At 39.2% G+C, this 22351-nt stretch carries 14 protein-coding genes; 10 read left to right on the forward strand and 4 right to left on the reverse strand.

The genetic code is table 11. The features are described from left to right. Window positions 1–91: 91 nt before the first annotated feature. From porQ to ZA05_RS17640, 7 genes are all read left to right on the forward strand, one after another. Complete coding sequence (gene porQ, locus ZA05_RS17610) at window positions 92–1111, forward strand: type IX secretion system protein PorQ (RefSeq protein WP_053992998.1); 1020 nt, start codon at window positions 92–94, stop codon at window positions 1109–1111. Next, entirely contained in the window at window positions 1111–1812 is a 702-nt protein-coding gene (gene cmk / locus ZA05_RS17615) for a (d)CMP kinase (protein ID WP_053992999.1), read from the forward strand. Before porQ ends, cmk begins: the two co-directional genes overlap by 1 nt. A gap of 206 nt (window positions 1813–2018) precedes the next feature. Then, the gene (gene rpsA, locus ZA05_RS17620; RefSeq protein ID WP_053993000.1) at window positions 2019–3848 is read left to right on the forward strand and encodes a 30S ribosomal protein S1; all 1830 of its coding nucleotides are present in this window, start codon (window positions 2019–2021) and stop codon (window positions 3846–3848) included. A 130-nt stretch (window positions 3849–3978) separates the two neighbouring features. Next, the gene (pyrR, locus tag ZA05_RS17625) at window positions 3979–4530 is read left to right on the forward strand and encodes a bifunctional pyr operon transcriptional regulator/uracil phosphoribosyltransferase PyrR (RefSeq protein ID WP_053993001.1); all 552 of its coding nucleotides are present in this window, start codon (window positions 3979–3981) and stop codon (window positions 4528–4530) included. Between the two features lie 65 nt (window positions 4531–4595). Continuing rightward, a complete protein-coding gene (locus ZA05_RS17630; protein WP_053993038.1) occupies window positions 4596–5525 on the forward strand; it encodes an aspartate carbamoyltransferase catalytic subunit in 930 nt (309 codons plus the stop codon). A gap of 5 nt (window positions 5526–5530) precedes the next feature. After that, a complete protein-coding gene (locus ZA05_RS17635; RefSeq protein ID WP_053993002.1) occupies window positions 5531–5863 on the forward strand; it encodes a hypothetical protein in 333 nt (110 codons plus the stop codon). Window positions 5864–6075: 212 nt separating this feature from the next. Continuing rightward, the gene (locus ZA05_RS17640; RefSeq protein ID WP_053993003.1) at window positions 6076–6984 is read left to right on the forward strand and encodes a ribonuclease Z; all 909 of its coding nucleotides are present in this window, start codon (window positions 6076–6078) and stop codon (window positions 6982–6984) included. Here the strand turns inward: ZA05_RS17640 and ZA05_RS17645 are convergent. Then, on the reverse strand, window positions 6971–7399 hold the full coding sequence (locus ZA05_RS17645) for a hypothetical protein (protein WP_053993004.1): 429 nt from the start codon (window positions 7397–7399) through the stop codon (window positions 6971–6973). The genes ZA05_RS17640 and ZA05_RS17645 overlap by 14 nt on opposite strands. 82 nt (window positions 7400–7481) lie before the next feature. Here ZA05_RS17645 and pdxH point away from each other — a divergent pair, with 82 nt between their 5' ends. Both pdxH and ZA05_RS17655 read left to right on the forward strand, forming a co-directional pair. Next, complete coding sequence (pdxH, locus tag ZA05_RS17650; RefSeq protein WP_053993005.1) at window positions 7482–8129, forward strand: pyridoxamine 5'-phosphate oxidase; 648 nt, start codon at window positions 7482–7484, stop codon at window positions 8127–8129. A 223-nt stretch (window positions 8130–8352) separates the two neighbouring features. Beyond that, window positions 8353–8847, forward strand: a complete 495-nt coding sequence (locus tag ZA05_RS17655) for a CAP domain-containing protein (protein ID WP_053993006.1) — start codon at window positions 8353–8355, stop codon at window positions 8845–8847. A gap of 222 nt (window positions 8848–9069) precedes the next feature. On the opposite strand, the gene ZA05_RS17660 is transcribed toward ZA05_RS17655, so the two are convergent. The 3 genes from ZA05_RS17660 to ZA05_RS17670 are packed head-to-tail and all read right to left on the reverse strand — an operon-like array spanning window position 9070 to window position 21237. Then, window positions 9070–10977, reverse strand: a complete 1908-nt coding sequence (locus tag ZA05_RS17660) for an OmpA family protein (protein ID WP_053993007.1) — start codon at window positions 10975–10977, stop codon at window positions 9070–9072. Window positions 10978–10988: 11 nt separating this feature from the next. Beyond that, complete coding sequence (locus ZA05_RS17665; protein ID WP_053993008.1) at window positions 10989–11924, reverse strand: type IX secretion system membrane protein PorP/SprF; 936 nt, start codon at window positions 11922–11924, stop codon at window positions 10989–10991. 10 nt (window positions 11925–11934) lie between these two features. Then, window positions 11935–21237, reverse strand: coding sequence for a gliding motility-associated C-terminal domain-containing protein (locus ZA05_RS17670; RefSeq protein WP_082333836.1), 9303 nt, complete (start codon window positions 21235–21237; stop codon window positions 11935–11937). A 454-nt stretch (window positions 21238–21691) separates the two neighbouring features. Here ZA05_RS17670 and ZA05_RS17675 point away from each other — a divergent pair, with 454 nt between their 5' ends. Next, complete coding sequence (locus tag ZA05_RS17675) at window positions 21692–22183, forward strand: histidine phosphatase family protein (protein WP_053993010.1); 492 nt, start codon at window positions 21692–21694, stop codon at window positions 22181–22183. Window positions 22184–22351 lie beyond the last annotated feature (168 nt).

Consider the following 22351-nt stretch of genomic DNA (forward strand, 5'->3'; position numbering starts at 1 on the left):
AAACCTCAATGAAAATTGAGGTTTTTTTATGCAAGAAAAATAAATCAAACATGTACTCGTTTTAAGTAAGATTTGTTTACTTTGCACACCTATGCTAAAGAGGTTTACCACTTTTTTTTGTCTTTTCACTGTATCAACCATTTACTCGCAATTAGGCGGTGAATCTACCTATCAATTTCTAAATCTTGTGTCCTCCCCGAGGCAAGCAGCATTGGGAGGAAAGGTGATTACCAACTACGATTACGATGTAACAGGGGCTATCTACAACCCCGCAACCATCAACGATGAAATGGACAATCAGTTGGCCTTAAACTACACCAGTTATTTGGGTGGTATCAGTTATGGTACGGGTGCCTACGCCTATACTTGGGACCGTAGGGTACAAACCTTTCATATGGGTGTTACCTATATTAATTATGGTGATTTTGATGGCTACGATGAGAATGGAGTGTCTACAGGTTCCTTCTCAGGAAATGAAGCAGCGATATCTTTTGGGTATGCCAGACAAATAGGGTACTCCGATTTTTATTTTGGAGCGAACGTAAAGTTTATAACTTCCAAGCTGGAGCAGTACAATTCTATTGGGGCTGCGGTAGATTTAGGGGTGATTTATATTGATGAGGATTTAGGGTTTCATGCGGCTTTAACGGTAAGGAATGCTGGAGCTCAGTTGAAAACCTATGCAGGACAAAATGAAAACCTTCCTTTAGAAGTGAATTTAGGATTGTCGCAACAATTGGAAAATGTACCATTGCGTTGGCATTTAACTTTCGAGAATTTGCAGGAATGGCCCATTGGGGTTTCCAATCCTGCAAGGGCCACAACCGATTTGGAAGGGAATCAAACCCAGGAAAAAGTTGGCTTCTTCAATCAAGTATTGCGTCATACTATTGTGGCGGCAGAATTGTTTCCAGATCGTGGATTTAACTTAAGATTGGGCTATAACTTTAGAAGATCGGAGGAATTGCGAATTGAAGATCAGCGTAATTTTTCGGGATTATCTTTTGGAGTTGGCTTGAAACTTAATAAATTAAGGTTCAGTTATACCCATGCCCGATATACCAGTGCTTCAAACACTAACTTTTTAGGATTGCAAATAGATTTGAGATAATGCAGAATATTACCATAGCCATAGACGGCTTTTCTTCAACAGGTAAAAGTACGGTAGCAAAATCCTTGGCAAAAGCTTTAGGTTACGTTTATGTGGATTCTGGTGCCATGTATAGAGCGGTGACGCTGTATGCTATGAGGAATGATTTTATTGATGGAACACATTTCAATAAGGAAGGACTGTTAAATCAATTGGATGCTATTGCTATTTCATTTCAATTCAATCCAGATTTAGGGTATGCCGAAGTGTACCTAAACGGGGAAAACGTTGAAAAAGATATCAGGACGTTGGAGGTTTCCAATTTGGTAAGCCAAATTGCTGCGGTGCCAGAAGTTCGCGAAAAGCAAGTGGCCTTACAGCGAAAAATAGGAGAGGACAAAGGCGTAGTAATGGATGGAAGAGATATTGGTACTGTGGTATTCCCAAATGCCGAATTGAAAATTTTCATGACAGCTTCTCCCGAAACAAGGGCCAAACGTCGCTATGACGAATTGGTGCAACGAGGGGACGCAGTAGATTATGAATCGGTGTTGGAAAATGTGCAGACACGCGACCATTTGGACTCTACTAGAAAAGATTCTCCTCTTGTGCAGGCTGAAGACGCTATCTTGATCGATAATTCTCACTTAAGTCTGCAGGAGCAGTTCGATAAAATTTTTGAACTGGCACAAAAGGCTATTTCGGTAAAAAACAGTCAGTAAAGCCACCTACTTTTATTTCTTTAAAATCAGCCGTTTATACTTTGTGTGGATTGTTTGTTTATTTTGTTTTATAGTTGTATTTTTGCACTCCTTTTTAGCGGATTGGAAAAGTAAAAAAGGACTTTGATAAAAAATAAACAATAATTCTTCTGTGTGTTTCCGCATGACACTTTTCAAATATACAGAATACAAATTATTATCAGCACATGGCTGAAAAAGCAAAACAAGCAGAAGTTGAAGCAACTGAAGCTAAAACTGTTAAGGCTCCAGTATCTGAAGCTCAAGCAAACCCAGAAAAATTCTTAAAAGATTTCAACTGGCACAATTACGAAGAAGGAATTGACCAAGTTGACGATCAACAATTACAAGAATTTGAAAAATTAGTTTCTGAAAATTTCGTTGACACTTTAGATGACGAGGTTGTAGAAGGTGTAGTAGTTCACATTACAGATCGTGACGCTATTATCGACATCAACGCTAAGTCTGAAGGTGTAATCTCTTTAAACGAGTTTCGTTACAACCCTAACCTTAAAGTTGGTGACAAAGTAGAAGTATTGATCGATGTTCGTGAAGATGCTACTGGACAATTGGTATTGTCTCACCGTAAAGCTCGTGTAATCAAGGCTTGGGATCGTGTTAACGCTGCTCACGAAAGTGGAGAAATCGTTAACGGTTTCGTTAAATGTAGAACTAAAGGTGGTATGATCGTTGACGTATTCGGAATCGAAGCATTCTTGCCAGGTTCTCAAATCGACGTGAAGCCAATTAGAGATTACGATCAATATGTAAATAAAACTATGGAATTCAAAGTTGTTAAGATCAACCACGAATTTAAGAACATAGTAGTATCTCACAAAGCACTTATCGAAGCTGACATCGAAGAACAGAAAAAAGAAATCATCGGTCAGTTAGAAAAAGGTCAAGTATTGGAAGGTGTTGTTAAAAACATTACATCTTACGGTGTGTTTATTGATCTTGGTGGTGTAGATGGATTAATTCACATTACAGACCTTTCTTGGTCAAGAATTAACCACCCGAACGAAATTGTGGAACTAGACCAAAAACTTAACGTTGTAATCCTTGATTTTGATGAAAACAAATCAAGAATCCAATTAGGATTGAAGCAGTTGAGCAAGCACCCTTGGGAAGCGCTTGGAGAAGACGTTAAAGTAGGAGACAAAGTAAAAGGTAAAGTAGTTGTAATTGCAGATTACGGTGCATTTATCGAAGTAGCTGACGGTGTTGAAGGATTGGTTCACGTTTCTGAAATGTCTTGGTCAACGCATTTGCGTTCTGCTCAAGATTTCGTATCTGTAGGAGATGAAATCGAAGCAATTATCTTGACTTTGGATAGAGAAGATCGTAAGATGTCTCTTGGTATCAAGCAATTGACTCCAGATCCATGGACAGACATTACTTCTAAGTACCCTGTAGGTTCTCACCACACAGGTATCGTACGTAACTTTACAAACTTTGGTGTATTCGTAGAATTGGAAGAAGGTATTGACGGATTGATCTACATCTCTGATTTATCTTGGACTAAGAAAATCAAGCACCCAAGTGAGTTCTGTAACGTAGGAGACAAGTTAGATGTTGTAGTATTGGAATTGGATGTTGAAGGACGTAAACTAAGTTTAGGTCACAAACAAACAACTGACAATCCTTGGGATAAGTATGAAACTGAGTTCGCTATCAACACAACTCACAAAGCAGAAGTATCTGAAATCGTAGATAAAGGTGCTACTGTAGAGTTCAATGAGGATATCGTAGCATTCATCCCTGCTCGTCACTTAGAAAAAGAAGATGGTAAGAAACTTAAGAAAGGTGAAGAAGCTGAGTTCAAAATTATTGAGTTCAATAAAGAATTCAAGCGTGTTGTAGCCTCTCACACTGCTATCTTTAGAGCTGAAGAAGCTGCCAACGTAAGAGCTGCTGCTGAAAAAGCAGAAGCACAAGCTGCAGAAGCAAAACCTACTTTAGGAGATGCTAATGACGCATTACAGGCACTTAAAGATAAAATGGACGGTAAGAAATAATTCAAGCCGCATTAAGCCTAAAAAGCCTTCAGATTTCTGAAGGCTTTTTTTATGCCCTAAATCCAAAATCTGCATTGTGTACAAGGATTTTTTAGCTTAAATTTGTAATCCAAATACCTTTGGAAACAATATGAGTCAAAAAGTATTACTTAATGCTAAAGAGGTTAATATCATTCTGCATCGATTGGCCTGTCAACTCATTGAAAACCATAATAATTTTACCGATACCGTACTTATAGGGATTCAACCTAGAGGAAAATTCATGGCCCAACGCTTGGCCAAGATGCTGCAAGAAGAGTACAATGTAGAGCACTTGCAAGTAGGCTTTTTGGACATTACCTTTTTTAGGGACGACTTTAGAAGAGGTGACAAAACTTTGGAAGCCAACACTACCGAAATCAATTTTTTGGTAGAGGGTAAAAATATTGTGTTTATTGATGATGTACTGTACACCGGAAGAAGCATAAGAGCTGCCTTAACAGCAATACAGTCCTTTGGAAGACCCAAGGAAATTGAATTATTGACCCTGATAGATCGTCGTTTTAGCAGACACTTGCCCATTCAGCCAACCTATAGTGGCCGTCAGGTAGATGCCATCAACAAAGAGAAGGTCAAGGTGAACTGGAAGGAAAACGATGGGGAAGACTCTGTGTATTTGATTGAGAAAGAAGTTGCTGAGTAGCGGACTGTAAAGAATAACTGAATTAATTTATTAGCCCCAGTGTAATGGGGAAAACCATAAAATCTATGAGCGAGTTAAGTGTCAACCACTTATTGGGAATTAAATATCTAAACTCTCAAGATATTCAATTGATTTTTGAAACTGCCGATCATTTCAAAGAAGTGATCAATAGGCCTATAAAAAAGGTGCCTTCGCTCAGGGACATTACCATAGCCAACTTGTTTTTTGAGAATTCAACCAGAACCAAGTTGTCGTTTGAATTGGCCGAAAAAAGGCTTTCTGCAGATGTCATTAACTTCTCTGCGGCACAGTCTTCTGTAAAAAAGGGAGAAACCTTAATTGACACCGTCAATAACATTCTGTCCATGAAAGTGGATATGGTTGTTATGAGACACCCCAATCCTGGCGCAGGCGTATTTTTGTCGAAGCATGTAAATGCCAGTATTGTAAATGCCGGTGATGGTGCTCATGAACACCCTACACAAGCCTTGTTGGATTCTTATTCCATTAGAGAAAGATTAGGTAGTGTAGAAGGAAAAAATGTAGTTATTGTTGGGGATATTCTGCACAGTCGTGTAGCACTTTCCAACATATTTGCATTGCAGTTGCAAGGTGCCAATGTTATGGTTTGTGGCCCAAAAACATTGATTCCAAAATACATTGATAAATTAGGTGTTAAGGTTGAAACCAATTTGCGCAAAGCATTGAATTGGTGTGATGTTGCCAATATGCTAAGGGTTCAAAATGAGCGCATGGACATTAGCTATTTCCCGTCTACTAGAGAATATACTCAACAGTATGGTGTTAACAAGGCATTATTGGACTCTTTGGACAAAGAGATTACCATAATGCACCCAGGACCTATTAACCGTGGTGTAGAAATCACGAGTGATGTTGCAGATTCTAAGCAAGCCATTATCTTGGACCAAGTTCAAAATGGAGTGGCTGTAAGAATGGCTGTAATTTATTTATTAGCTTCTAAAATTAAACACTAACAATCATGATTTTTGACAAAGACGAAAACATTACTATCATTACGCAGGAAAAAGCAACTCCTCAAGAATTAGTTAAGAAATTGGGCGTTTTATACGAACGTTTTAAAAATGACAATGTCATAGTAAACTTAACTAGTTTAAATAAAATTCCATTAGAACAAGTAGTTGAATTTTTGGAAATTTCCAACAGACACAGGGGATCCAAACATTCATTTGTAATAGTTACAGATAAAGTTGACTTTAATGAAATGCCGGATGAAATAATGGTAGTTCCAACTATGAAGGAGGCCTATGATATTATTGAAATGGAAGAGATGGAGCGTGATTTGGGAATTTAATCGATAAGAATCTCACAGTGATAAACCAAAAAGCCAGCAATACATACTGCTGGCTTTTTGGTTTCAGCAGTTGTTTGGTTTTGTTTTTGTGTGAAGGAGATTAACTAGGTTGAAAATTGATGGTTACAGAAAAATTTCGGAAATTTCAGATGTCATTTTTTCTTTATCAGAAGTACTGACCATTTACAGAACATATAAAATCTATCAATATTTTGAAACTCACAATACTCGGTTGTTTCAGTGCAACTCCAAGGGCCAATACCAATCCTACAGCTCAGGTTTTGGAAATTAGAAATCACATGTTTTTAATCGATTGCGGAGAAGGTACACAAGTGCAATTACGTAAAAACAGAGTGAAGTTTGCCCGAATAAAGCATATTTTTATTTCGCATTTGCATGGAGATCATTTTTTTGGTCTGGTAGGCTTGATTTCAACCTTTAGATTGTTAACAAGGGAGACGGACCTTCATATTTATGGGCCAAAAGGAATTAAAGAAGTGATTACTTTACAGATGAAATTGGCAGATTCTTGGACCAATTACCGACTTATTTTTCATGAATTGACTTCCACTGGGTCTGAATTGATTTATGAAGATGATGTGGTAGAGGTGTACACGATTCCTTTAGAACATAGGGTTTACACCAATGGCTTTTTGTTTAAGGAAAAGGAAGGAGAGAGGAAATTGGATATGAATGCTGTGCTAAACGAAGATATAGATGTGGCGTATTACAGAAAGTTAAAACAAGGCCATGATATATTGGACAACAAAGGGAATTTGGTTAAAAACAGTAGTGTTACCAAACCGCCTGCTCCTTCAAAAAGTTATGCCTTTTGCAGTGATACGGCCTATAATGAAAAAATAATTCCCATTATTGAAGATGTTACTGTTTTGTATCACGAAAGCACATTTTTGGAAAAACATGGTCATTTGGCACCAAAAACAAAGCACTCTACGGCTATTGAAGCGGCGACAATTGCAAAAAAATGTAATGCAGGAACCTTAATTTTAGGGCATTACTCCACCCGTTATGACAACTTAAACGAATTTAAAGAAGAAGCACAAACGGCGTTTAAAAAGGTGCTTTTGGCCGAGGATGGAAAGCGTTTTAATTTTGATTGATACGCTGAAATTCCCTTAGATTTTGAACCCATTCCATTGCTTCTTCCAAAGTTTCACAGCGTTTCATGCTTGAAGGAGAGAATAACTTTTCAATGGAGGCATTCATAAAATTGATATAGGAGTAGTATACAATGGCACTGGCAAAAATATGATCCAAATCATCTTGAAATCTACTCCATGAATGTGGGTCTAGAGAGTAGGAGTTTACCCTGTTTGAGATATAAGCGATTTTAAAATCAGGACCGTAATGGTCTTGGGCATAAGCAATAACCTCTTCAATTTTTTCCCAATCAAAATGAACCCCTTCGTTAATTTCAGAAAGGATAATTTTGTCGAAAAAGTATACATTTCCAAAGGAAAACTCTACTTTTACATGTTCAAATTCGTGGAAATATTTACTGTCTTCAAATCTCATTTAGGTAAAATATGAGGTAAAATTATAGGAATTTTTTCACCTGAAAAACTAAAATTTGTCAAAACTTTCAGAATAAATTCTAATGAATACAGACTTAGGTGATTACAGAAAATCGTATGAAAAGGGAGAGCTGCTTCTAAAAGATGTGTCCGATAATCCGTTGGAATTGTTCCAAAAATGGTTTCATGAAGTAGATCGTTTTTTTCCGGATGCAGAGGCAAATGCCATGACTTTATCTACCGTTGGTTTGGATGGTTTCCCTAAGAGTAGGGTGGTATTGCTTAAGAAATTTACCTACGAAGGTTTTATTTTTTATACCAATTATTTAAGCGAAAAGGGGAGGGCTATTGCCGCCAATCCTAATGTATGTCTCTCTTTTTTTTGGCACGGGGCAGAGCGTCAAATTATCATAAAGGGGAAAGCAGAAAAGATAGCAGAAAACTTAAGTGACGGCTATTTTGAATCTCGCCCCAGAGGTAGCCAATTGGGTGCTATGGTATCTAACCAGAGTGAGGTTATTAAGGATCGGGAAGAGTTAGAGGCAAAGTTGAAAGCTCTTGAAGCAGAATATGAAGGGAAGGAAATTCCGAGGCCCAATTATTGGGGAGGTTATATTGTAAAACCGGTTGAAATGGAATTTTGGCAGGGAAGACCCAACAGATTGCATGATAGAATCCGTTGTGTTTTGGATTCCGATTATAATTGGATCAAACAGCGATTGGCGCCATAGTTCACTTCTTCTTACAGGTATAAATACGCACTAAGTCTTGTGTCGGTGAAATGCAATTATTACCGCTGTAAGGCTTATTTTTTACTTCAAAAAGTACTGTTTATCGATTATTGACACAAAAAATCGATGAAATACATGTTTTTTATCGATTTTAACATTTCTTTAACAGTGAGTTTCTGATAGTCTCCTAATTTTACTAAACCAAATCAAATTTAACCTACTTATGACTACCAAAACTCTATGGCCGTTACTGGCTTTACTGGCTTTGCTGTCGTTTTCGTGCACCACCGACAGTTTTTCTGATGGAGATATTAATACCATTACTTTAGAAAATGCTCCAGTAGCCAAAACCATTGAAATAGAAATCCTGGAACTGATCAATGCCCATAGAATCGAAAAGGGACTGAACCCTTTAAATAATTTGGATGTCATAAAATCTGTAGCCTATACTCACACCGATTATATGGTGACTGAGAATGTAGTTAACCATAACAATTTCTTCCAAAGAAAAGAAAGTTTGATCCAGAATGCATCTGCAACAAAGGTAACTGAAAACGTGGCTTATGCCTATAGCACAGCTCAAGGTGTTGTAAACGCATGGTTGAATAGTGAAGGACATAAAGCCAATATAGAAGGCGACTTTACAGATTTCGATATTTCTGCTGAACAAAATAGTGAAGGTAAATGGTATTACACCAATATATTTATAAAGAGATAAAATCCGCTGTTAACTTTAAATTCCTTAAAAGATCGTTATGTGCAAATGACGATCTTTTTTGTTTTAATAGAGGTAGTATTTAATTTCAGGAGATTGAATATATCTATTTTGAACTGATTAATGATAAGGTATTAATAGATATAGGTATAAGCGAAACTAGTATTGAAAACAAAAAAGGCAGACTAAACAGTCTGCCTTTTTTCGTTGAGAAATATTTTAAACTTATTCCGAAAGGATATAGAAGTAAGATCTTCTATTAAGCTGATGTTCTTCCTCTGTACATTTTACACCGTTGGAACATTGGTTCAACAATTGTGTTTCTCCATAACCGATAGCACTTTCTATACGTTCTGGAGCAATGCCACGAGATAACAGATACTCTTGGGTAGATTTTGCCCTACGGTCTGATAGCTTCATGTTGTATTTGTCACTTCCTCTACTATCCGTATGCGATTCAATTTTAATAACCATGTTAGGATGTGTGCGCATAACGTCTACAATATGCTCTAATTCCACTTGGGCATCGGTTCTGATGTTCCACTTGTCGAAGTCAAAGAAAATAGGGTTGATGACAATTTGGTCTTCGATAATCAATGGTACCAATTCCAAATCAACAATTAAATCTCCGTCATTGTTAGTTTCGGATAGGATTTGTTTAAGTTCGTCCTTATAATCCAATTTGGTTCCCATGATAGTATAGGCGGTTTTACACTTCAATTTAAACTCATATACTCCTGTAGAATCAGTTGTTTTTTCCTCTAGAATTTTTCCTTCAGAGTCAATAAGTTTAACGGTAGCCAAAGGTAAAGGCAATTTTGTAAGGCTGTCCTTAACAACGCCTCTTACCATTTGCGAACAGGCTGTAAAGGCATAGATGTCGTCACTACCAACACCTGGACGGTTAGATGAAAAATATCCGTTTTCAGTTTCAGAATCGATGGTGAAAGCAAAATCATCATATCCTGTATTGAATGGCGCTCCTAAATTTTCAAGTTCAGCACCGGAATCATTTAGAATATCCGATTTGAAAATATCCAAGAATCCTAAGTTGATATTACTGTCAGAAGAAAAGTAAAGTGTATTGTCCTCTGCTACGTAAGGAAACATTTCCTTACCATCACTGTTTATGGATGGTCCAAGGTTAACCGCGTCTCCATAACTATCATCCCCAAGAATGGCTACTTTATAGATATCTGTTTCTCCATAGCCACCTTCACGATCGGACACGAAGAATAAGGCTCTGTCGTCAGGACTCAATGCAGGATGTCCTGAAGAATACACTTTGTCATTAAAAGGCAGCTCCTTAATGTCCTGCCAAATACTGTCTTTGTAAGACGCTTTGTAAATTTTTAGGTGAGAAGTACCTTCCTTGTCCGTCTTTAGACGGTTGTTTTTATTAACATTATCTCTGGTAAAGTACATCGTTTTTCCATCTTTGGTAATAGCAATATTAGCTTCGTGGAATTCTGAATTGATGCCTTTGCCGTTGATGCTGTTTACTTTTTTGAAATTCTCAACACCATCTTGTTCGGTAGCAACTACTTCATAAAGATCCAAAAATGGTTCACCATTCCAGTCATAAATTTTGTCCTTACCGTCTCTAGCAGATGAAAAGTATAAAATGCTATCTCTTTTATAGGCACCAAATTCGGCATACTTGGTATTGATAGGAAGTGGTTCCACTCTTACATAAATACCATCTGTTGATGACAATTGCTCATAAATGGCAAGATCATCAAAATTTAAGTTGGCAATACGATCATCGTCAGGGTTGGCAGCTTTATATTTTTCCAACCATACAATGGCTTCTTCATAGTTTCCTTGTCCTCTTAATGCCTGTGAATATCTGTACATGTATTTGGAGTCTAATTCACTTTCATGAAGTCTTAAAGCTTCTCCATACCATTCGGCAGATTCGGCAGATTTGGAATTGTTGTAGTAACAATCACCAAGCCTGGTCAATACATGGGCGCTACTATCTCCTTTTTTTACAGCTTCTTTGTAAAATTCTTCAGCCTTGGTATAAGCGTAATTTTTATAGAACTTATCGGCAACTCTTACCTGTTGCTTTTGGGCAACCATAAAAGTACTACTGAATGCTATTAATATTATAAGTAATCTTGATTTCATAACAGGCTATTTTAGAAGTATCTAGGGGATTTAACACGTTGCGTTTTAAACAATTCAAACATCAGTAGAACTTCGTGAGTTCCACTTGTGTAAGGTCTTAGGTCTGAGATGGGATACCCATAGGCATATCCAATCCGTATTTGCTTGGAGATTTGGAAATCGGCAATACCACTAATTTCTCCAGCCCTTTCGTCAATTCGGTAACCAGCTCCCAACCAAAGCTTTTCATAGAAAAGGAAATTGGCCGTAAAATCGAATGACATTGGGGCACCGTTGGTAGCTTTTAACAATATTGCTGGTTTGAATTTGGTGTTGTCACCAAGATCGAATACATAACCTCCCGTAAGGTAATAGTTGTTGCGCTCTACAGCTACATAATCAGTTCCACCAACTGTTCCTTTGTTATAATCGGTGTTTAAAAGCCTTGGAGCAGAAAGTCCAATATACCATCTGTTGGAATGCCAAAGGACTCCGGCACCAAAGTTTGGGCTCCATCTATTGGATACATCGTTGAAGAATGGATCTTCAGAAATGCTAGGATCATTCAGCAAGGCCATATCAATATTATAGTGGGTGAAACCAGCCTTTACCCCAAAGGACAATTTGGTGTTTTCTCCTGTATGGATGCTGTATGAGAAGTCCCCATATAGATAAGAGAAATTTTCATAGCCCAATTCGTCATTTATATAGGAAAGTCCCAATCCAATCTTGTCATTTCTAAGAGGGGAGTGGATGGATAGAGTTTGTGTGGTTGGAGCACCTTCCAAACCTACCCATTGGCTTCTGTGCAATCCTACGATGCTTAACGTCTCTCTACTCCCTGCATAGGCAGGGTTGATAGAGATCGTATTGTACATATACTGCGTAAACTGAGGCAATTGTTGTGCAACACCGGTCCAGCAATTGAACAGTATAAAAGCGATTATGTTAAACTTTAATAACTTCATAGGTCAAAATTTATTTAGTTCCTACGTAGATTGGACCTGAGAAAGGTTTTAATCCACTATTCTTTAAATTAATGATATAGTAATATGTTCCTGATGGGACTTTGCTTGCGCCTCCTACAGAGGATCCTGATGAAGCGCCATTCCAATCGTTTTGATAGTTGAAGTTTTCATAAATTTTAGCACCCCAACGGTTGAATACTTGTAATTCAATGGTGAATCCACATTCTTCAACACCTGTTACTGTAAAGAATTCGTTATAGCTATCTCCATTAGGCGTTACCGCTTTAGATATCACCACATCTTCTTCTCCACATGGTAAAACCACACAATCGTCATGAACAGTTACGGTCACTTCGGTTACACTTGGGCAGTCGCCTTCTGTGATAGTATAGGTGAAGATGAAATCTCCTAAGTCTTCTTCAGTAACAATTGTAGTATCAAACCAACTTCCATCTAAAGTTGTATTTCCAGAAACCACTTCCCAAGTACCACTTTCGTCCACATCACCACTCAGTAGGCCGAATAGATCTAAAGGTCCTTCCTCTGTACAGATAGTGGTGTTGGATCCGGCTATAATATTTTCCACATTTACATTTACTATTTGAGAGTAAGTAGCTTCGTTTCCACAATCATCACTTACCGTCCAATTACGGGTGATGCTGTAATTTTCCGAGCCTTCTTCTGGATTGATTGTCTCGTTAAATACAACAGAAATATCAGTAGAACAAGCATCCTCAAAGCTCAGTTCAGGAGCATCAGGAACTTCGGAACAATTCACATCGATGGATGGATCTAATTCAACAATCAATTCAGGAGCTGTAGTATCCACAACACTGATAGTTTGTACTTGCGTTGTTGTGTTTCCACACTCATCGATTAAGGTCCAAGTTCTTTCTATGGTACTTTCTCCAACACAAGACCCTTCTGTAACATCATCGGTAAAGGTTGCTTCCAATTCAGTAGAGCAGTTGTCAGCTTCGTCAGTTACATCACCAGTCAAAGTTAAATCTGTAGTATCCATATCACACTCAACAGTTAGGTTTTCTGGAACCGTAAAGGTTGGTGCTGTAGAATCTTCAACATTGATGGTTTGAACTTCTGTTGTAGCATTCCCACAGTCGTCAGTTAATGTCCAAGTACGGGTGATTATATAAGAATTGGCACATTCTCCTTCAGTTGTTTCATCAGTATAGGTTGCTTCCAATTCTGTAGAACAGTTATCCGCTTCGTCAGTTACATCCCCTGTTAATGCCAAGTTTGAAGCATCTTGATCACACTCGATAGTTACTGCAGCAGGTACAGTAAATGTAGGTGCTGTTGTATCTTGAATGGTGATAGTTTGCACTTGCGAAGTAGTGTTCCCACAATCGTCAGTCAAAGTCCAAGTTCTTGTTATGATAGAGGCATTAGCACATTCTCCTTCAGCTGTTTCATCTGAATAGGTAGCTTCCAATTCAGTAGAGCAGTTATCCGCTTCATCAGAAACATCTCCAACTAATACCAGGTCATTTTCATCTTGATCACATTCAATGGTTACAGCTGCTGGCACAGTAAATGTAGGAGCTGTAGTATCTTGAATTGTGATAGTTTGTACTTGAGTCGTTGTGTTTCCACAATCGTCAGTCAAAGTCCAAGTTCTTGTTATAATGGATGCGTTTGCACATTCACCTTCAGCAGTAGCGTCGGTAAAGGTAGCTTCCAGTTCAGAAGAACAGTTATCGGCTTCATCAGTTACATCACCAGTCAACGCCAAGTCATTTTCATCTTGATCACATTCAATAGTTACCGCAGCTGGTACAGTGAATGTTGGTGCTGTAGTATCTTGGATTGTGATAGTTTGCACTTGCGTTGTTGTGTTTCCACAATCATCTGTTAAAGTCCAAGTACGAGTGATGATAGAAGCGTTTGCACATTCACCTTCAGCAGTAGCGTCGGTAAAGGTTGCTTCCAATTCAGAAGAACAGTTATCTGCTTCATCGGTTACATCACCAGTCAATGCCATATCTGTAGCATCTTGATCACATTCAATAGATACCGAAGCAGGTACTGTAAAGGTAGGCGCTGTTGTATCCTGGATTGTGATGGTTTGAACTTGAGTAGTGGTGTTTCCACAGTCATCAGTCAAAGTCCAAGTTCTAGTAACAATAGAGGCGTTGGCACATTCACCTTCGGCAGTGGCATCGGTAAAGGTAGCTTCCAATTCAGAAGCGCAATTGTCAGCTTCATCAGTTACATCACCTGTTAAAGTCAAGTCATTTACATCTTGATCACATTCAATAGATACCGAAGCAGGTACTGTGAAAGTAGGAGCTGTAGTATCCTGGATTGTGATAGTTTGTATTTGCACTGTGGTGTTTCCACAATCATCTGTTAAAGTCCAAGTACGTGTGATGATAGAAGCGTTGGCACATTCACCTTCAGCTGTTGCGTCTGTAAATGTTGCTTCCAATTCAGAAGAACAGTTGTCAGCTTCGTCGGTTACATCTCCTGTAAGCGTAAGATCTGAAACTTCCTGATCACATTCCAAAGCAATTGAAGCAGGCACTGTGAATGTTGGAGCAGTAGTGTCAACAATAGTAAAGGATACCGTTGTTGTACTTTCATTTCCACATCCGTCTATTGCGGTAAATGTTACCTCCGCAGTACCTGTAGCACCGCAAGCTTCAGTTAAGCCTTCAAAGTTATTAGACCATGTGATAGAAGAACAGTCATCGGTAGCAGTGGCGCCTCCATTGGAAGATAACCAAGCTTGAAGTTCAGCGTCATTTCCTGTTCCGTCACATTCTACTGTTAAACTTTCTCCACCAGAAATCACTGGAGGTGTAGAATCTTGAATAGCGTAGGAGGCTGATGTAGTACTTGTGTTTCCACAGCTGTCAGTGGCAGTGAAAACAACACTTACAGGAGCAGAACAATCTGAGGTTGCTCCATTATAATTGTTAGTCCAAGTAACTTCTCCACATAGTTCTTCAGCAACAGCACCACCATTACTGTCTAACCAGTTTTGGATGGCATCGTTGTTACCATTTCCATCACACTCAGCAACAATATCTGAAGCTTCAGTTGTAATGTTAGGAGCAATAGTGTCTTCTATACTGAATGTAGCAGTGGTAGTAGTCGTGTTTCCACAAGCATCTGTAGCTGTAAATATAACCGTAGCAGCTCCTGTATTTCCACAGGCATCACTTAATTCAGTAAAGTCATTAGTCCAAGTTACTTCGCTACAATTATCAGTTGCGGAAGCACCTCCGTTGGAGGCTAACCAATCGGTTAAATCTAATTGGTTTCCTGTACCATCACATTCTACAGATAAGTCAATAGCTTCTGTTTCTATGGTTGGCGCAGTCGTATCTTGGATAGAGATTGTTTGAGTTTGTGTTGTTGTGTTGCCACAAGCATCAGTCAAGGTCCAAGTACGGGTGATTGTGGACTCATTGGCACATTCACCTTCAGTTGTGGCATCCGTATAAGTAGCTTCCAAATCAGCAGAACAGTTGTCCGCTTCATCGGTTACATCACCGGTCAATGCCAAATCTGTAGCATCTTGGTCACATTCAAGAGTTATACTGGCAGGTACTGTAAAGGTAGGCGCCGTAGTATCTTGAATGGTGATAGTTTGCACTTGAGTAGTAGTGTTTCCACACTCGTCAGTCAAGGTCCAGGTACGTGTGATGATAGACTCATTAGCACATTCGCCTTCAGCAGTAGCATCGGCGAAGGAAGCTTGTAAACCAGTAGAACAGTTGTCAGCTTCATCGGTTACATCACCGGTCAATGCCAAGTCGTTTTCATTTTGATCACATTCAATGGTTACAGCAGCAGGTACAGTAAATGTAGGTGCTGTAGTATCCTGAATAGTGATGGTTTGAGCTTGTGTAGTTGTGTTTCCACAGTCATCTGTCAAGGTCCAAGTACGTGTAATGATAGACTCATTGGCACATGCTCCTTGGGCGGTAGCATCTGTATAAGTAGCTTCAAGATCAGAAGAACATCCGTCAGTTTCATCGGTAACGTCTCCTGTTAAAGCAAGGTCTGTTGGATCTTGATCACATTCCAAAGAAACTGAAGCAGGAACCGTAAATGTTGGTGCTGTTGTATCTTGAACTGTGAAAGTGGCCGTAGTCGAGCTAGAGTTACCACATCCGTCGGTAGCTGTAAAGGTTACTTCGGCAGAACCAGTAGTTCCACATTCGTCGCTTAAGCCATTATAATTGTTAGACCATGCAATTGCAGAACAATCGTCGGTAGCCGCTGCACCTCCAAAAGTATCCAACCAGTCCTGGATGGCTGTAGCAATATCGCTACCGTCACATTCCAAAGTAACATCACCAGCTTCAGTAGTGATGGTAGGAGCAGTAGTATCTTGAATTGCATAAGAAGCGGAGGTAGACACAGCATTTCCACATTCGTCAGTTGCCGTAAAGGTTACAGTCACCGGTGCAGAACAATCAGAGTTGGCTCCATCGTAATCGTTGGTCCAAGTTACTTCACCACAATTGTCTGAAGCAGTTGCTCCACCATTGTTGGCTAACCAGTTTTCGATGGCTCCGTTGTTTCCAGAACCGTCACACTCGGCAACGATATTAGAAGGAGTCGTTTCAATAACTGGCGCAGTAGTATCTTGGATAGAGATTGTTTGTGTTTGTGTTGTTGTGTTGCCACAAGCATCAACCAATGTCCAGGTACGAGTGATTGTAGACTCATTGGCACATTCACCTTCAGTTGTGGCATCCGTATAAGTAGCTTCCAAATCAGCAGAACAGTTATCCGCTTCATCAGTTACATCACCAGTCAATGCCAAATCTGTAGCATCTTGGTCACATTCAAGGGTTACACTAGCTGGCACAGTAAATGTAGGTGCCGTAGTATCCTGGATGGTGATGGTTTGGTCTTGAGTTGTAGTGTTTCCACAGTCATCGGTCAAAGTCCAAGTGCGCGTGATGATAGTCTCATTGGCACAAGCTCCTTGAGCAGTGGCATCGGCAAAAGTAGCTTCCAAATCAGTAGAACAGTTGTCAGCTTCATCGGTAACATCACCAGTCAATACCAAGTCGTTTTCATTTTGATCACATTCAATGGTTACAGCAGCAGGTACAGTAAATGTAGGCGCAGTCGTATCCTGAATTGAGATGGTTTGAACTTGCGTAGTTGTATTTCCACAGTCATCGGTCAATGTCCAAGTACGTGTAATGATAGACTCATTGGCACATGCTCCTTGAGCAGTTGCATCTGTATAGGTAGCTTCAATATCAGTAGAACATCCGTCGGTTTCATCTGTTACGTCTCCTGTTAAAGCAAGGTCTGTTGGATCTTGATCACATTCCAAAGTCACTGAAGCAGGTACTGTAAATGTTGGAGCAGTTGTATCTTGAACTGTGAAAGTGGCCGTAGTCGAGCTAGAGTTTCCACATCCGTCAGTAGCTGTAAAGGTCACTTCGGCAGAACCGGTAGTTCCACATCCGTCACTTAATCCATTATAATTGTTAGACCAGGCTATTGCAGAACAGTCATCTGTAGCAGTGGCGCCACCAAAAGTATCCAACCAATCTTGGATTGCGGCATCAATATCGCTACCGTCACATTCCAAGGTCATATCTGAAGCTTGAGTGATTACAGGTGCATTGGTATCTTGAATTGCATAGGAAGCAGACGTAGAAACCGAGTTTCCACATTCGTCAGTAGCCGTAAATGTTACGGTTACTGGTGCAGAACAATCAGAATTCGCTCCACTATAATCGTTGGTCCAAGTAACTTCGCCACAATTGTCTGAAGCAGTTGCTCCACCATTGTTAGCCAACCAGTTTTCGATAGCTCCACTATTTCCAGAACCGTCACATTCGGCAACGATATCGGAAGGAGTGGTTTGAATAACTGGAGCAGTCGTATCTTGGATAGAGATTGTTTGAGTTTGAGTTGTAGTGTTTCCACAAGCATCAACCAAAGTCCAGGTACGGGTGATTGTGGACTCGTTTGCACAAGCTCCTTGAGCAGTAGCATCCGTAAAAGTTGCTTCTAAACTAGTAGAACAGTTGTCAGCCTCATCGGTTACATCGCCAGTCAATGCCAAATCTGTAGCATCTTGGTCACATTCAAGGGTTACACTGGCAGGTACAGTAAATGTAGGAGCAGTTGTATCTTGAATGGTGATGGTTTGAACTTCCGTAGCAGTGTTCCCACACTCGTCAGTTAAAGTCCAAGTTCTTGTGATGATTATCTCATTGGCACATGCTCCTTGAGCAGTGGCATCGGCGAAAGTAGCTTCCAAACCAGTTGAACAGTTGTCAGCTTCATCGGTTACATCTCCAGTCAATGCCAAGTCGTTTTCATCTTGATCACATTCAATGGTTACGGCAGCAGGCACAGTAAATGTAGGCGCTGTAGTATCTTCAATAGAGATGGTTTGAGTTTGTGTAGTTGTGTTTCCACAGTCATCGGTCAATGTCCAAGTACGTGTAATGATAGACTCACTGGCACATGCTCCTTGAGCAGTTGTATCAGTAAAAGTAGCTTCAAGAGTTGAAGAACATCCATCAGTTTCATCGGTTACGTCTCCTGTCAAAGCAAGGTCAGTAGGATCTTGATCACATTCCAAAGTCACTGAAGCAGGTACAGTAAATGTTGGATCCGTTGTATCTTGAATAATAAAGGAAGCACTGGTAGTTACAGAGTTACCACAACCGTCTTCTGCGGTAAAGCTAACTGTTCGTGTTCCTGTTAAACCACAGTCATCATTGAAAGCACCTTCTTCATAAGACCAAGACACAGTTCCACAAGAATCGGAAGCAGATGCACCTCCATTGGAATCTAACCAAGCTGTGTATTCGGCAAGGTTTCCAGTTCCATCGCATTCAACTGTAAAATCAGAAGCAGGAGTATCAATAGTAGGTGCTATCAAGTCCAATATTGTAAACAGGGCTGTAGTGCTAGTTGAATTTCCACATTCGTCAGTTGCCGTGAATGTAACTAGAGCCAATCCTGTTTCTCCACAACCATCAGTTAGTCCTGTGAAGTTGTCAGTCCAAGTAATATCAGAGCAATTGTCTGAAGCCATAGCTCCGGCATGTGTATCCAACCAAGCTTCAAGTTCGTCTGTATTTCCTGCACCATTACATTGTACGGTTTGATCGGCAGCTACAATGTTCATTGTTGGAATGGTTGTGTCTTCGATAGTAAAGGTTGCAGATGTAGTTGAAATATTGCCACAATCATCGGTAGCAGTAAAAGTTACTAATGCAGAACCTGTAGCACCACAATCATCACTTAAGGAGGAATAATCGTTAGTCCAAGTAACGCCACCACAAGTATCAGAGGCTGCAGCGCCACCAACAGTAATCAACCAGTTGTTCAATTCAGCAGTATTTCCAGAACCATCACATTCAACAGTAAGGTCTGCGGCAGCTGTATCAATAGTTGGATCTGTAGTGTCTTCAATAGTAAATGTAGCGGATGTTGTTGCTGTGTTACCACAATCATCAGTTGCTGTAAAAGTCACTGTAGCAGAACCTGTAGCACCACAATCATCACTTAAGGAGGAATAATCGTTAGTCCAAGTAACGCCACCACAAGTATCAGAGGCTGCAGCACCACCAAAAGAGCTTAACCAAGTTGATAAATCTGTTGCGTTTCCGCCTCCATCACATTCCACGGTAAGGTTTGTAGCCACAGTGTCAATGCTAGGAGCCGTGGTGTCTTCAATAGTGAACGTAGCATCAGTTGTAGCAAAATTTCCACAAGCATCAGTGGCCGTAAAAGTAACTGTTACAGACCCTGTGTTTCCACAGTCATCACTTAAAGTTCCGTAATCATTGGTCCAGGTGATAGCAGAACAATTATCTGAAGCTACAGCACCACCGTTGGCATCTAACCAAGCATTTAAGGCAGTTGTAGTATCACTACCACATTCAGCAGACGCATCGACAGCTGCCACTGAAATTGTAGGATCTGTAGTATCTTCAATCGTTATTGTTTGTGTATCAGAACTAGAAAGCCCACAATCATCTGTGATAGTAAAAGTTCTAGTAACCACCACAGGACAAGTACCAGAAGCACTGTCTTGATAAGTGATTTCATTTACATTATTTTCCGTGAAAGTTCCTCCTTCTGCTAAGAAAATTAACTGAGAAATAGTTTGAGGTGTTTCACTATAAGCTAATGATGTTAAGCTGTCATTGGTAACATCTGCAGCAACACAACCTTCAACTTGTAAATCTGAAGGGGCATTGGTTACGGGAGGTGTATTATCATCAACTGAAATTGTAATATCCTCACTAATGGAACATGAATTTGCATCCGTCACAGTAACCGTATAGGTTCCTGAAGGTAGATTAACAAATATTCCAGATTGGAAACTTCCTTCTTGAGGGCTAATACTATAGGTGTAAGGAGCAGTTCCACCTGAAACTCCAGAAGGAGTGATGGTTCCTGTGTTTCCACCAGTACATTCAATGTTAGTAGTACTTAGGGTCAATCCTGTTAATAGTGGTGATACAGTTACAGTATCTGTATGAACGTCAGAATCTCCATCAACATCAAATACAGTTAATGTAACGTTGTAGTTACCAGGTCCATTTGTATAGGTGTGTGATGGATTGGCTTCTGTAGAAGTACCTCCATCTCCAAAGTTCCAAGAATAAGTATATCCACCTTGAAGATTTCCACCGGTGGTAATACTTGTAAATGCAACTGTATAAGCGTCACAATTTTGAGTATAAGTAAAGTTGGTGATCAATGGCGCATTTACGATAAACCCTGGAGGGTTTGAGTAACATTTGGAAGGGTTTTCACCACACTCTTGATTGGCATTGGATTGCCAAGCCATATAAAAATTTACCAATTCCACTTGATCTCCACAATTCCAGTTCAATTGATATACGGGAAGGTTTTGTTCAACAGGAATAGGGGTAGAGTCATATAAACATTGTGTTACTGTAGATGAAGTTACGCCATTAATAACAACATCAAAGTTCATAAATAAGCTGTATCTATCAGCATTTGTGTTTGCATCAAAATAGGCGTAGATATATGCTGTTTGAGGCGTCCCTGGAATACAGTCGTTGTCTAATGGGTTTCCACTGGCATCGGCTAGGTAGAAATTGGTTAGGGTAAAGTCATTGGCATTACATCCATCCAAGGCTCTATTGGTATCGTCCAAAGTAGTGCTGGAAGTGCTGAATGTTGTTAGGGGAGTATCCAAACTAATTCTATTAATAGTCCTTCTTTGTGGTCTCATCTGTGCAATTGCAAAGGTTTGAAAAAGTAGTATCAATAGAACTAGGGAATTTCTATACATAAGTCTATGTGTATTTGTTTTCATAAGCCCTAATTTTTAGTTATAGGATTAATTAGTAAGAACTAATTATATTTCGTTTATTTAATTGTTCAGATTTTGTTTGCCTATCACTTTTATGTAAGGCCATGTTTTGGTCGATTGATGAAATTTTTAATCCCATTTAAGTTGATATGTTAATTAATATAGTTAAGGCCCAAAGGGCAATTGTTTTACAAAATGAACACGGCATTTTTTAGTGTTAAACGCCTAAAAGTAATACTGTTAAAATTTGTTGAGGGAAGCGCATTGGAACTCAATGCATTATAGATGGATAAATTAATATGTTGTTGATTTGGGGCCATTTACATTAATTTTACAGAACAAAGCAACTCATTAATCAAATCTTGAACAAAAATAAATGTTAAAGGCACTAAAATAATCGTTAAAACGAAGATAAACAACACTTTATCGGTAAAAAATGCATTTAATCGAGTATAAAATGAAAGAAATAGTATTTGTAAGACACGCGAAATCCTCATGGGATGGGGGTTTTAGCGATTTAGACCGCCCCTTGAGCACCAGGGGAATTAATGATATAAAATTGGTGTCAAATCATTATAAACCATATAATTATATGCCGGACATGGTGTTTTCTAGTCCAGCAAATAGGGCATTTACCACTTGTAAAGGGGTGATGGCGTATTTAAATTTACCAGAAAATAAGCTTAAAATTGTTGATGATTTGTACGATTTTGGGGGTGAAAAAGTGATGAGCTTCATCCGTTCGATAAACGGTAAGTCCATTGATAAAATTATGATATTTGGGCACAACCACGCACTGACCTCTATTGTGAACGATTTGGGAGATCAATTCATAGGTAATTTGCCTACCTGTGGCCTTGTAAAAATTGACTTTTATGCGGAAGAATGGAAATTCATTGCCAAAGGGCATACAGATGTCATGATTTTCCCTCGAGATTTAAAGCCTTGATTTGCCTATAATGGCATTCTGTGTTTAAGTATTTGGTATTTTAATTCCATAAAAAATGTTTTAATAGTCTTTCTAAATATTTTAAGTTATCGGTTTTAAAAAAAAATATAACGGAAATATCATCTATAGGCTAAGGCTTTTTCAAACTTAAATAGAATATATTTGTGT

Source organism: Mangrovimonas sp. TPBH4, from assembly GCF_001280505.1.
In the GTDB taxonomy this organism is placed as follows: domain Bacteria; phylum Bacteroidota; class Bacteroidia; order Flavobacteriales; family Flavobacteriaceae; genus Mangrovimonas_A.